Genomic DNA, 13,314 nt, shown 5'->3' on the forward strand with positions numbered 1-13,314 from the left:
GCCGTGAGTGAGGCACTTCTCGCCGCCGAGGCGGCCGTGACGGATCCTGCCGTCCCGGCCGCCTCGGGGGCCCGTCAGTTCTGGCGGCGGCTGCGCACGCAGCGCGCCGCCCTGGTCGCGGCCGTGGTCGTCGCGCTGCTCGTCCTGGTCGCGCTCGCCGCGCCGCTGCTCACCGCCGTCGAGGGCCAGGACCCGACCACCTACCACCCCTCCCTGGTGGACTCCGCACGCGGCGGCGTGCCCGTCGGGTCCCTCGGCGGGGCGAGCGCCGACCACTGGCTCGGCGTCGAACCGCAGACCGGCCGGGACCTGTTCGCGCGGCTGGTGTACGGCGCGCGCGTGTCGCTGGGCGTCGCCCTGGCCGCGACCGTCGTGCAGGTCGCCGTCGGGATCACCCTGGGGGTCGCGGCCGCGCTCGGGAAGCGATGGGTCGACCAACTGCTGAGCCGGTTCACGGACATCATCGTCGCCATGCCGCTCATGATCATGTCGTTGGCGCTGCTCGCGGTCGTGCCGGCGAGCTTCCCGCGGCCCGTGCTCGTCGCGCTCGTGATCGGCCTGATCGGCTGGGGCAACATCGCCCGGATCGTGCGGGCCCGGACACTCACCCTCAAGGAACTCGACCACGTCGCCGCGGCCCGGCTCAGCGGCTGGGGCACCTGGAGCATCGCCCGCCGTGAACTCCTGCCCGGGATCGCCGCGCCCGTCATCACCTACGCCGCGCTGCTCGTCCCGACGAACATCACCGTCGAGGCCGCGCTGTCCTTCCTCGGCGTGGGCGTGAAGCCGCCGACCCCCTCCTGGGGACAGATGCTCACCGCCGCCGACGTCTGGTACCAGGCCGCCCCGCAGTACCTGCTGCTGCCCGCGGGCGCGCTGTTCGTCACGGTGCTCGCCCTCACCGTCCTCGGTGACGGCGTCCGCACCGCCCTCGACCCCCGCGCGGCCTCCCGGCTGCGTGTCGGCACGGGACGCAAGCGGGAGACGAGGACCACCGAGGGAGGCACGGCATGAACGGCCTCCCCGGATTCCTCCTGCGCCGCACCGTCGGTGCCGTGATCACCCTGCTCGCCATCTCGGTGATCGTCTACGTGGTCTTCTACGCCACCCCCGGCAACGTCGCCCAGATCACCTGCGGCCCGCGCTGCTCACCGGAACAGGTGCACCAGGTGGCCCGGCAACTGAACCTGGACGACCCGCTGTTCGTGCGGTACGGGCACTTCCTCCAAGGTCTCCTCGCCGGCCAGGACTACTCGACCGGTACGTCCGTGCAGCACTGCTCCGCGCCCTGCCTGGGCCTGTCGTACCAGAGCGACCAGCAGGTCACGCGGCTGATCTGGGCGAAACTCCCGGTCAGTCTGTCCCTGGTGACCGGCGCGATGGTGCTGTGGCTGATCCTCGGCGTCGGCACCGGGGTGCTCTCCGCCTGGCGGCGCGGCCGGTTGACCGAGCGGGTGCTGACCGGCCTCACACTCGCCGGCACGGCCACCCCGGTCTTCGTCATCGGCCTGGTGCTGATGATCGTCGTCTGCGGCGAACTGAGCCTGCTGCCCTTCCCGCAGTACGTGGCGCTCGGCGACGACCCCGAGCAGTGGGCGTGGAACCTGCTGCTGCCCTGGCTGTCGCTCGCCCTCATCGAAGCCGCCGCGTTCGCCCGGTTGACCCGGGCGTCGATGCTGGAGACGCTGGCCGAGGACCACATCCGCACCTTCCGCGCGTACGGCGTCGGCGAACGGTCGATCGTCGGACGGCACGCGCTGCGCGGGGCGTTCGCGCCGGTCATCGCGCTGAACGCCAACAACGTCGGGTCGGCGATCGGCGGCGCGGTGCTCACCGAGACGCTGTTCGGCCTGCCCGGCATCGGACAGGAACTCGTCCACGCCGTCAAGGTGGTCGACCTGCCGGTCGTGGTCGGCATGGTCCTGGTCATCGGATTCTTCGTGGTCCTCGCCAACGCCGTCGCGGACGTCATGTACGCGGTGGCCGACCGACGGGTGGTGCTGACATGAGCCTGGTCGACGTGACCGGCCTGCGCGTGGACTTCGGCGCGCTGCGCGCCGTCGACGGCCTCTCCTTCCGCCTGGAGGAGGGCGCCGCCCTGGCCCTGGTCGGTGAGTCCGGCTCCGGCAAGTCGACCGTGGCGTCCGCCCTGCTCGGCCTGCACCGCGGCACGGGCGCGCGGGTCGAGGGCTCGGTCGAGGTGGCCGGCATCGACGTGCGGCGTGCGTCCGACGAGGAACTGCGCCGGCTGCGCGGCGGACGAGCCGCCATGGTGTTCCAGGATCCGCTGTCCTCCCTCGACCCGTACTACGCGATCGGCGACCAGATCGCCGAGGTGTACCGCGTGCACACCCGCGCCTCCCGGCGGGCGGCACGCGCGCGTGCCGTCGAGGTGCTGGACCGGGTGGGCATCCCTGACGCGGCCCGACGAGCGCGGTCCCGGCCGCACGAGTTCAGCGGCGGCATGCGCCAGCGCGCCCTGATCGCCATGGCGCTCGCGTGCGAGCCCCGGCTGCTGATCGCCGACGAGCCGACGACCGCCCTCGACGTGACCGTCCAGGCCCAGGTCCTCGACCTCCTGCACACCCTGCGTGAGGAGACCGGCATGGGCCTGCTGCTCGTCACGCACGACGTGGGCGTCGCCGCCGAGAGCGCCGACGAGGTGCTGGTGATGCGGCACGGCCGGGCGGTCGAACACGGCCCGGTCACCGGCGTGCTGGGCGCGCCCGCCGAGCCGTACACCCGGGAGCTGCTGGCCGCGGTTCCCCGGCTGGACGCGCCGCGCGAGACCCCGACGGCGCCCGGGGAGGTCGTCCTGGAGGCGACCGGCCTCCGGCGCGCGTTCGGACGCGGGAAGCGGGCGGTCACAGCCGTGGACGACGTGTCGCTGACCCTGCGGCGCGGCGAGACCCTCGGCATCGTCGGCGAGAGCGGCAGCGGCAAGACGACCCTCGGGCGCATGCTCGTCGGACTGCTGGAGCCGACGGCGGGATCGCTGACCTTCGACGGCCGCGCGCACACCGGGGTGAACCCGGCCGTGCAGATGGTCTTCCAGGACCCCGTCTCCTCCCTCAACCCCCGCCGCAGCGTGGGCGAGGCCGTCGCCGACCCGCTGCGGGCCCGGGGCGAACGGCAGGAGGGGCGCATCCGGGAGCGCGTGGGAGAACTGCTGGAGCGCGTGGGGCTCGAAGCGGCGCACTACGACCGTTATCCCCACGAGTTCAGCGGCGGGCAGCGCCAGCGGGTCGGCATCGCCCGGGCCCTCGCGGCCGGCCCGCGCGTCATCGTCTGCGACGAGCCGGTCTCGGCCCTCGACGTCACCACCCAGGCCCATGTCGTCGCCCTGCTCGGCGAGTTGCAGCGCGAACTCGGGCTCGCGCTGGTCTTCGTCGCGCACGACCTGTCCGTGGTCCGCCAGGTCAGCGACCGGGTCGCGGTGATGCGACGGGGCCGGATCGTCGAGGAAGGGCCCGTCGGGGAGGTGTACACGTCGCCGCGCGACCCGTACACCCGGCAACTGCTGGCCGCCGTACCGGCGCTCGGCCCCGAGGCCGCCGCGCGCCGCCGGGCACGACGACGGGAGTTGGCCGCGGCATGACGATCCGTGTCCGCTTGATCTCCTAGCGCGACGGAACGCGACCCGCACGGGAAAGTTACGACCGTTCACCCCTTTTGGTGGTGCGATGGACAACCGTCCGTCGCACCACCGCCTTGTCCGCATACGTTCGTCCCGCTGCGAGCCGCCGGGCAACGGCGGCTCCCCATACGGGAGATCGGGGGTGCACTCGTGCGCATCGGACTGCTTACGGAGGGTGGCTATCCGTATGTGAGCGGTGACGCCAGGCTCTGGTGCGACCGGCTGGTCCACGGACTCGCCCAGCACGAGTTCGACGTCTACGCGCTCAGCCGCAGCCAGCACCAGGAGGACGAGGGCTGGATCCCTCTGCCGCCGAACGTCCGCCGGGTCCGCACCGCGCCGCTGTGGACGGCCGAGGACGACGAGGTGGTGCTCGGGCGTCGCGCGCGCCGGCGCTTCACCGACTGCTTCGGGGAACTGGCCGCCGTGCTCTGCGGAGCGTCCGGGAGCGCCTCCTCCACGGGGCGGCCCGGGAGTGCGCCGACCTCTGAGGCGGACCGTTTCGCCAACGCTCTGTACGGGCTCGCCGAACTCGCCCGCGACGAGGGCGGGCTGGTGGGGGCCCTCCGCTCGGAGACCGCCGTACGCACCCTGGAACGCGCCTGTCGTGCGCCCGGCGCACACCGCTCCGCGCGTGAGGCCCGCGTACCGGCCCTGCTCGCTGTCGCCGCGCACCTGGAACGCACCCTGCGCCCGCTCTCCCTCGACTGGTACGAGGACGCGGGGCTCGGTGCGGTCGACCTCTGCCACGCCGCGTCCGGCGGCACCGCCGCCCTGTCCGGGCTGCTGGCCCGGCACTTCACCGGCGTCCCCCTGATGGTCACCGAGTACGGCGTGCGCCTGCGCACCCACTACCTCTCCGCCCCCGACGCCCCGCCCGCCGTGCGGTCCCTGCTGGCGGCCTTCCACGGCCGGCTCGCCGCCGAGGCCTACGGGCGCGCCGAGGTGGTCACCGCCGGCAACACCCACGCCCGCCGTTGGCAGGAGCGCTGCGGCGCCGACCGCGACAAGCTCCGCACGGTCTACCCCGGCATGAACGCCCGGCCCTTCGCCGAGGTGGGCGAGTCCCCGTACGGCGCCGACCCGGCCACACTCGTCTGGGTCGGCCGCGTCGAGCCCGCCAAGGACCTGGTCTCCCTGCTGCACGCCTTCGCGGAGATCCGCAAGCGGGAGCCCAAGGCCCGCCTGCGCATCGTCGGCGCCCCGGCCGGCCCCGAGGGCGCGGCCTACCTCGGCCACTGCCGGACCCTGGCCGCCCAGCTCTTCCCCGACGAGGCCGAGGGCCCGCACACCGCGGGCGACAACCCGGTCTCCTTCGAGGAGGTCGGCGGCCCCGAACTCCCGGCCGCCGCCGACGCCTACGCCTCGGGCGCCGTGACCGTCCTCTCCAGCGTCGTCGAGGGCTTCCCCCTCAGCCTCGTCGAGGCCATGCTCTGCGGGCGCGCGACGGTGTCGACGGACGTCGGCGCGGTCGTGGAGGTCATCGGCGGTACGGGGCTCGTCGTGCCGCCGCGCAATCCACGGGCGCTCGCCGAGGCGTGCGTGGCGCTGCTGCGCGACCCCGAGCGCCGTGCGCGACTGGGCGCCGCCGCTCGCGCCCGTGCCCTCGAACTGTTCACGGTCGAGCAGAACATCGAGGCATTTCACGGCATCTACCTGGAGATCGTCTCGCGTGCGCCCGTCCGCCGGGTCCTCGACGGGGCCGGAGATCCGCTGCCGTTCGCGGTTCCCGCCGAGGCGCACGTGCCGGTCCGCTGGAGCGCCGCGTCACCCCCCCTCGCCCGCGGCGCATCCGGCTGGCCGGGGGGCAAGCCCGTACGCGCCACCACGTCCGTCCACGCCCCGGAGGCAGCGCGATGAACGACTTGGGCGAACTGGACCGCCCGGGAACGGGAACCCCGACCGGCCCCGGGGCGCGGGATGCCCACTCGGAGCGGGATGCCCACCCGGAGCGGAAAGAGGAGCGGGGGAGGGAGCGGGATCCGGCGACCATGGACTCACCCGGTCCCGGCACCGACGCGGGAAGGGCGGAGCCGGGGGAAGGCACGCCGCCGGGGGAGCAGGGTGCCGCTACGGGGGCCGCTACTGGGGGCAAGACGCCGGTGCAGTGTGAGTCGGCCACCGACCGTGAGGTGCCGTTTGAGCGGCGCGAGTCGGCCACCGACCCCGATGCGGCGTCCGTTCGGCGTGAGCCGGCCGCCGGCCGCAAGGCGTCCACCCCGCGACGGGGGGCCGCCGATCCCGTGAAGGCGCTGATGCACCGTCACCGGGAACTCTGCGAACGCGCGGTGGACCCCCTGGAGATCGCCGCCGGCCTGGAAGCCCACGGCATCACCGACCGGACCGCCGCCCGCTTCCGCCACCGGGACGTCTTCTCCCTCGCGGAGGAGATGTACGCCCGAGTGTCGCCCGACGGAGACACGCCCCCGCCCGCGCCGCCCGCCGCGCCCCGGGTGCGCGCCGACTGGGCCCTCCTGACGCTCCTGCCCGGGGCGCTGTGCGCCGCCGCCGTGACCGCCATGCACCTCACCCATGGCCGGACGCGCCTGTTCGCGGCCGCTGCCGGTGTCCTCGCCGTGGTCCTGGCCCTCCGCGCGGCCCTGCGCCGAGGGCCCCTGAGCAGGACCGACGCGGACCGGCCCGGACCGCGTCCCGGCGCGACCGACGGCCGAACCGCGCCCTGGACCCTGTGGCTCGTCACCTACTCCCTCCTCGGCAACGGTCTGCTTCCCAACGCCCTCTCCGGAGGCCCCGACGTGCTGCCCGACGGCACGACCGACGGTCCCTGGCCCCTCACCGTCGCCCCGGTCCTGGCCCTTGCCCTGGCCTGCGCGCCCGCCGCCTGGACGGCGTACCTCTTCAGCACGCGGGCCCGCCGCCGACTGGCGGCCAGCCGTGGCCTCGAGGACTTCGCCGCTGCCGTCCGGCCTCTCCTGCTCGGCGCGATCGCCCTGTTCCTGGGTGCCCTGACGGTCCTGCTCACCCTCTGCGCGACAGTCCTCGACGAGCCCGCGGCCTACGCGGAGGTCCTCACCCTGGGCGCCCTCCTCTTCCTCGCCCGGCTCCTCACGACGTACGGCTTCACCTACGCCCCGGCGGTCGTCCTCACCGCGGCGGCCACGGCGGAGGCGGCCGCCCTCGCCTCCGTCTTCGCCTCCCGCCTCCCCGGTCTCGGCCTCCTGGCCACCCCCGCCGACACCCTCGTCACCACCTGGGGCACCGGCAGCGTCCCCACCCTCGCCTGCGGAGCGGCGGCCCTGGCCCTCCTGGTCCACACCACCCGCAAGCTGACCCGGGCCTCGGCCCACGCACCGCCGGAGTCCGCGCGGTGACCGCTGCGGCCACCGGCCCCACCGCGACAGGCACCGGCGCCACCGCCGCAGGCAGGAACCGCACAGGCAGCAACACCCGCCCCACCCAATCCCCCTTCCTTCCCGCATCGAGGAGAACCGCATGATCACCCACCCAGGAACCCCGGCGAACAGGGGAGCCGCGCGATGAGAGTCCTGCTGATCGGAGCCAATGGCTACATCGGCCGCTTCGTCGCCGACCGCCTGCTCGCCGACCCGGCCGTGCAGCTCACCGCCCTCGGTCGTGGTGACGACGCCGACGTCCGCTTCGACCTCGCCTCCGGCAGCCCCGGCGCCCTCACCCGCTTCCTCGACGCGGTCCACCCGGGTGTCGTCGTCAACTGCGCCGGCGCCACCCGCGGCGGGGCCCGCGAGCTGACCCGCCACAACACCGTCGCCGTGGCCACCGTCTGCGAGGCCCTGCGCCGCAGCGGCTGCGGAGCCCGCCTGGTGCAGATCGGGTGCAGCGCCGAGTACGGCCCGAGCCAGCCCGGCTCGTCCACGGCCGAGGACGCCGTGCCCCGGCCCGGCGGCCCGTACGGCGTCAGCAAACTCGCCGCCACCGAACTCGTCCTCGGCTCCGGCCTGGACGCCGTCGTCCTGCGCGTCTTCTCACCGGCCGGACCCGGCACCCCCGCCGGCTCCCCGCTGGGCCGTCTCGCCGAGGCCATGCGCCGGGCCATGCAGTCCGGCGACGGCGAACTGAAGCTCGGCGGCCTCGGCGCACAGCGCGACTTCGTCGACGTCCGCGATGTGGCCCGCGCCGTCCACGCCGCCTCGCTGTCCGCCGCGCAGGGCGTGATCAACATCGGCTCCGGCCGCGCCGTGCGTCTGCGCGACGCCGCCGCCGTCCTCGCTCGCGTCGCCGGATACGGCGGTGCCCTCCACGAACTCGACGGTCCGCCCGGCGCCCTGCGCACCGCCATCGGCCACCCCCGCCCCGACCCGGACCACGCACCGCCCGTCGCATACCCGTACCCGGACGGCTGCGGCAGCTGGCAGCAGGCCGACGTGCGCACCGCGCGCGACCGGCTCGGCTGGCGCCCGCGCATCGGACTGGAGGAGTCCCTCGCCGACATCTGGATGGAGGCGGCATGCCGCATCTGACCAGCACCCGGCGGCGCACCTCGGACACGGAACTCCGCCCCGGCGTCGGAGTCCCGGGGTACGCGCATCCCCTCCTCGCTCCCACCGAGTGGGGCGAACTGACCCGCCCCGGCACCCCACTGCACTGGGTGGTCCTGAACGTGGCCGACGGCCCCGGAGCCCGCCCCGACCCGCACTGCCTGGAAGCGGCCGGGCGTCTGCGCAACGCGGGCGTGCGCGTCCTCGGCCATCTCGACACCCGGTACGGCACCCGGAACTTCGGCGAGCTGATCTCCGACGCCCACCGGTTCGTGGACTGGTACCAGGTCGACGGGTTCCTCCTGGAGCGCTGCCCGGCGGACCACGCCGGGCTGCCCGAGGTACGCCGCACGGTCGCCACGCTGCGAGTGATCCGTGACGCTGCCCACATCGTCCTGGCGCACGGCATCCACCCGCACCCCGGCTACGTCGAGCTCGCCGACCAGCTCGTCACCTTCTCCGGCCCCTGGAGCGACTACCGCTGGTCGCAGGTGGCCGAGTGGACCACCGACCATGAGCCCGGGCGGTTCTGCCACTTCGTCCACGGCGTGCCCCACCCCCACCTGGCCGAGGCGTTGCGCATCGCCCGCCGGCAAGGCGCCGGGACGGTCTGGATCACCGACCACACGGACCGGGGCGGTCACACCGACCCCTGGGAGGCCATGCCCGGCTACTGGGACGAATTCGTCTCGCGTGTCGGAACAGGTGTCTCGGAATGAAAAAGGGCATGGCACTGTTACGGGGAGAACAACCGTAGTGATTGACCGACCAACGGAGTCCCCGTGTCGCTGCCACCCCTGGTCGAGCCGGCTTCCGAGCTCACCGTAGACGAGGTCCGCAGGTACTCCCGCCACCTGATCATCCCCGACGTGGGGATGGACGGGCAGAAGCGGCTGAAGAACGCCAAGGTGCTGTGTGTGGGCGCCGGCGGCCTGGGCTCGCCGGCGCTGATGTACCTGGCCGCCGCGGGCGTCGGCACCCTCGGCATCGTGGAGTTCGACGAGGTCGACGAGTCGAACCTGCAGCGCCAGATCATCCACAGCCAGGCCGACATCGGCCGCTCCAAGGCGGAGTCCGCCCGCGACAGCGTCCAGGGCATCAACCCGTACGTGAACGTGATCCTTCACGAGGAGCGGCTCGAGGCCGACAACGTGATGGACATCTTCAGCCAGTACGACCTGATCGTCGACGGCACGGACAACTTCGCGACCCGCTACCTGGTCAACGACGCCTGCGTGCTGCTGAACAAGCCGTACGTATGGGGCTCGATCTACCGCTTCGACGGCCAGGCGTCCGTTTTCTGGTCCGAGCACGGTCCCTGCTACCGCTGCCTGTACCCGGAGCCCCCGCCCCCCGGCATGGTCCCCTCCTGCGCCGAGGGCGGTGTCCTGGGCGTGCTGTGCGCCTCCATCGGCTCCATCCAGGTCAACGAGGCCATCAAGCTCCTCGCCGGCATCGGTGAGCCGCTGGTCGGCCGGCTGATGATCTACGACGCCCTGGAGATGCAGTACCGCCAGGTCAAGGTCCGCAAGGACCCGAACTGCGCGGTCTGCGGCGAGAACCCGACCGTCACCGAACTCATCGACTACGAGGCCTTCTGCGGCGTCGTCTCCGAAGAGGCCCAGGCGGCGGCCGCCGACTCGACGATCACTCCCAAGCAGCTCAAGGAGTGGATCGACGACGGCGAGAGCATCGACATCATCGACGTCCGCGAGCCGAACGAGTACGAGATCGTCTCCATCCCGGGCGCCCGGCTGATCCCGAAGAACGAGTTCCTCATGGGCACCGCCCTGGAGAGCCTCCCGCAGGACAAGAAGATCGTCCTGCACTGCAAGACGGGTGTCCGCAGTGCGGAAGTCCTCGCGGTCCTCAAGTCCGCGGGGTTCTCGGACGCGGTCCACGTCGGCGGTGGCGTGATCGGCTGGGTCAACCAGATCGAGCCGTCCAAGCCGGTCTACTGAGCCGCATCCGGCTCGCCTTTGTGAACGGCGGGGGTTTCGCGCACCACGGGTGCCCGGAACCCCCGCCGTCGTCATGAGCAGACCTTGCCGTCCTTCGGCACCGAGCCGTCCAGCAGATACGCGTTCACCGTGGAGTCGAGGCAGTCGCTCCCACTGCCGTAGGCGCCATGACCCTGGCCGCGCCAGGTGAGCAGCACTCCGACACCCTTGCCCAGCTCGCCGGCCATCCTGCGGGCCCCCTCGTACGGTGTCGCCGGGTCGCCCGTGTTGCCGACGACCAGGATCGGTGCCGCGTCGGGGGCGCTCACCTCCGGGGTGTCGTGCTGTCCGGCCACCGGCCAGTCGTGGCACCAGCCGGCCGTGTCCCAGCCGAGGGAGGTGCCGAAGACCGGAGAGATCTCCTCGAACCGGGGCAGCAGCTTTTTTGTCTCGTCCGGGGTGGGCCGCTGCCTGTCGTCCAGGCACGATATGACCCGCTGGGAGTGGGTGGTGGTGCCGTAGCGCCCCGAGGGGTCGCGTTCGTTGTAGCGGTCGGCGAGGACCAGCAGCTCCGAGCCGTCGCCCTTCTCGGCCGCCTCGAGGGCACCCGTGAGGGCCGGCCAGCTGTCCTTGCTGTACAGCGGCAGGATGATGCCGGTGATCGCGAGGCTCTGCGTCAGCTTCCGCCCGGGTGTGCCCGTGGGGAGGGGGCGCGCGTCGATCCGCCGCAGCAGGGCCGCGATCTTCCGTGAACCCGCCCGGGGGTCCTGGCCGGTGGATGCGAGGTAGCCGTTCAGCGCGAGTTGGAAGCCCTGGGCCTGGTTCCGGGCGTGGCCCACGGTGTCGGCGGTGGGGTCGACGACCGCGTCCAGCGTCATGCGTCCCACGTTCCTCGGGAAGAGGTGGGCGTAGGTGCCGCCCAGTTCCGTGCCGTAGGAGATGCCGAAGTAGTTCGTCCTGGTGTCGCCGAGGGCCTTCCGGATGCGGTCCATGTCGCGGGCCGAGTCGGCGGTCGACACGTGCGCCATCAGCTTTCCGGCGTGCTTCTGGCAGCCCTTGGCGAAGGCGGCGGCGTCCGCGAAGTACGCCTTCTCCTCGGCCGGGGTGTCCGGTGTGGCGTCCACCGATTCGGCGGCCTGGATCTCCTTGTCGCCACGGCAGCGCACCCCTTCGCTGGCGCCCACACCGCGCGGGTCCCAGCTCACCAGGTCGTACCGCTCACGCAGCGAGGAGACGGTCGGGGCGTACGACGGCATCATGGACACGCCCGAGGCGCCCGGGCCACCGAAGTTGAACAGCAGCGATCCGGCGCGGTCCTCGCCGCGGGCCCTGGCGCGGATCAGTGCCAGACCGATCGTCTCGCCGTCCGGCTTCGACCAGTCCAGCGGCACCTTCAGCGTCGCGCACTGCCATTCGCTGCTGGGCGCGGGAGCGTCGGCGGTGGCCTTGCAGCGGCTCCACGCCAGGCCGCTCTTGTCGTCGTCGGACGAACCGCCGCCGCAACCGGCGGCCAGCAGGGCCGAGGCGGCCGCCAGAGCGGTCCACCGAACGTAGCGCGTCATTGCCCATCCCCCCTCGCAGGCCGTCCGCTCGGTGCCGCGGATGGCGTCAGGCCATGGTAGGCAGATCCCCACTTCGGCCGTTTCGGCCTGTGGATAACCTTCTGACCTGCATGTTCGTCGCGAGGCGTGTGGGCGTCAGGTGCAGACGGTCCCTGTCGGCGGCACCTTCCCGTCCAGCAGATATCCGTTCACCGCACCCTGCACGCACGGGTTCTTGCTGTCGTAGGCGCCATGCCCCTGACCCCGGTACGTGAGCTCGACACCGACGCCCTTGCCCAGCGCGTTCACCATCGCCTTCGCGCCCTCGTACGGCGTGGCCGGGTCACCGGTGTTGCCGACGACCAGGATGGGCGCCGAACCCGGAGCGCTCACGTCCGGATGGTCGGCCGCGCCCGCCACGGCCCAGTCGGTGCAGCCGATCATGCCCCAGGCCAGGGAGTCGCCGAACAGGGGTGAAGCGGCCCGGAACTCCGGCAGCCGACGCTCGACGTAGGCGGCGTCGTAGCGCGGTTTTGCGTCGGCGCAGCTGATGGCGGTGAAGGCGGCGGTCGAGTTGTCGTACTCGCCGTTCTCGCTGCGTCCGTTCATCGAGTCGGAGAGGAGCATCAGGGTGCTGCCGTCGCCGTCGTAGGCCTCCTCCAGACCTTCGGTGAGGAACTCCCAGAAGTCCTGCGAGTACAGGGCCTGCAAGATGCCGCTGGTCGCCGCGGTCTGGGTCAGCCGGCGGGGGAAGATCCCCTGGATAGGATTGCCGTCGAGGTCCTTCAGCAGCGTGGCGATACGGTTCTTCACGTCCTGCGCGCTGTCCCCGATCGGGCACTCCTCTGTCTTCGACACACAGTCCTCGGCGAAGTTGTCGAGCGCGAGCTGGAAGCCCTTGGTCTGCCCGAGCGTGCTCTGTTCGGGGTCCTGGGTGGGATCGACGACGGCGTCGAACACGGCACGGCCGACCCGCCGGGGGAACAGGTGGGCGTAGACGCCGCCCAGTTCGGTGCCGTAGGAGATGCCGAAGTAGTGCAGCTTGTCGTCGCCGAGGACATGGCGCATCAGGTCCAGGTCGCGGGCCGCGTCGGTGGTGCGCACGTGCGGGAGGATCTTCTTCGACTCCTGCTCGCAGGCGTCGTTGAACTCCTTGGTGCTGTCCAGGAGCTGGGTGCGCTCGGCGGCGTCGTCGGGGGTGCCGTCCTGCTGGAAGTAGGCGTCGAGCTGCTGGTCGTTCTCGCAGATCACGGGGTCGCTGCGGCCGACGCCGCGCGGGTCGAAGCTGACCAGGTCGTAGCGCGTGCGCAGTTTCTCGTAGTCCTTGGCGAAGGCGGGCAGCGTCGCGACGCCCGAGCCGCCGGGGCCGCCGAAGTTGAAGAGGAGCGAGCCGATGCGTTCGTTCCCGGTGCCGGTGCTCCTGACCCTGATCAGTTCGAGGCCGATCGTGTCGCCCTTGGGGTCGTTCCAGTCGAGCGGGGCCTTCATCGTCGCGCACTGCCATTCACCGTCGTCCGGCAGGGGAGTGGGTGCCGGGCCGCCGCCCTGGGCCTCGTCCGGGGCCGGGCAGGCCTTCCAGCTCAGTTCCTGCCGGGTCACGTCCTCGTCCTGGGCGTCGTCGCCGCAGCCCGCCAGCACGCTGGAGAGCAGCACGGCGGAGGCGGTCAGGGCGGCGGCGCGCAGCCGGAGGCGGGTTGGCATGGTTCCATCCTGCGGCGGCC

At 72.6% G+C, this 13,314-nt stretch carries 10 protein-coding genes; 8 read left to right on the forward strand and 2 right to left on the reverse strand.

The genetic code is table 11. The annotated features are described in order from the left end of the window. The first annotated feature begins 3 nt into the window (after positions 1-3). From AB0I06_RS03955 to moeZ, 8 genes are all read left to right on the forward strand, one after another. On the forward strand, positions 4-1,014 hold the full coding sequence (locus AB0I06_RS03955) for an ABC transporter permease (RefSeq protein WP_363117148.1): 1,011 nt from the start codon (positions 4-6) through the stop codon (positions 1,012-1,014). Continuing rightward, positions 1,011-2,009: an ABC transporter permease gene (locus AB0I06_RS03960; RefSeq protein WP_363117149.1), complete on the forward strand. Its 999-nt coding sequence runs from the start codon at positions 1,011-1,013 to the stop codon at positions 2,007-2,009. Before AB0I06_RS03955 ends, AB0I06_RS03960 begins: the two co-directional genes overlap by 4 nt. After that, the gene (locus tag AB0I06_RS03965) at positions 2,006-3,598 is read left to right on the forward strand and encodes an ABC transporter ATP-binding protein (RefSeq protein ID WP_363117150.1); all 1,593 of its coding nucleotides are present in this window, start codon (positions 2,006-2,008) and stop codon (positions 3,596-3,598) included. Before AB0I06_RS03960 ends, AB0I06_RS03965 begins: the two co-directional genes overlap by 4 nt. A gap of 189 nt (positions 3,599-3,787) precedes the next feature. Then, the gene (locus tag AB0I06_RS03970) at positions 3,788-5,497 is read left to right on the forward strand and encodes a DUF3492 domain-containing protein (protein ID WP_363117151.1); all 1,710 of its coding nucleotides are present in this window, start codon (positions 3,788-3,790) and stop codon (positions 5,495-5,497) included. Beyond that, positions 5,494-6,969 carry a hypothetical protein gene (locus tag AB0I06_RS03975; RefSeq protein ID WP_363117152.1) on the forward strand — a complete coding sequence of 492 codons (1,476 nt, stop codon included), beginning with the start codon at positions 5,494-5,496 and terminating at the stop codon, positions 6,967-6,969. Before AB0I06_RS03970 ends, AB0I06_RS03975 begins: the two co-directional genes overlap by 4 nt. A 165-nt stretch (positions 6,970-7,134) precedes the next feature. Continuing rightward, a complete protein-coding gene (locus AB0I06_RS03980; protein ID WP_010047687.1) occupies positions 7,135-8,094 on the forward strand; it encodes an NAD-dependent epimerase/dehydratase family protein in 960 nt (319 codons plus the stop codon). After that, positions 8,082-8,831, forward strand: a complete 750-nt coding sequence (locus tag AB0I06_RS03985) for a spherulation-specific family 4 protein (protein ID WP_363117153.1) — start codon at positions 8,082-8,084, stop codon at positions 8,829-8,831. Before AB0I06_RS03980 ends, AB0I06_RS03985 begins: the two co-directional genes overlap by 13 nt. A gap of 63 nt (positions 8,832-8,894) precedes the next feature. Beyond that, a complete protein-coding gene (gene moeZ / locus AB0I06_RS03990; protein ID WP_363117154.1) occupies positions 8,895-10,073 on the forward strand; it encodes an adenylyltransferase/sulfurtransferase MoeZ in 1,179 nt (392 codons plus the stop codon). A 71-nt stretch (positions 10,074-10,144) separates the two neighbouring features. On the opposite strand, the gene AB0I06_RS03995 is transcribed toward moeZ, so the two are convergent. Together AB0I06_RS03995 and AB0I06_RS04000 are read right to left on the reverse strand one after the other, a co-directional pair. After that, the gene (locus AB0I06_RS03995) at positions 10,145-11,614 is read right to left on the reverse strand and encodes an alpha/beta hydrolase (protein ID WP_363117155.1); all 1,470 of its coding nucleotides are present in this window, start codon (positions 11,612-11,614) and stop codon (positions 10,145-10,147) included. Between the two features lie 135 nt (positions 11,615-11,749). Next, complete coding sequence (locus AB0I06_RS04000; RefSeq protein ID WP_363117156.1) at positions 11,750-13,294, reverse strand: alpha/beta hydrolase; 1,545 nt, start codon at positions 13,292-13,294, stop codon at positions 11,750-11,752. Positions 13,295-13,314 lie beyond the last annotated feature (20 nt).

This window comes from Streptomyces sp. NPDC050674, from assembly GCF_040654575.1.
Classification (GTDB): Bacteria; Actinomycetota; Actinomycetes; order Streptomycetales; family Streptomycetaceae; genus Streptomyces.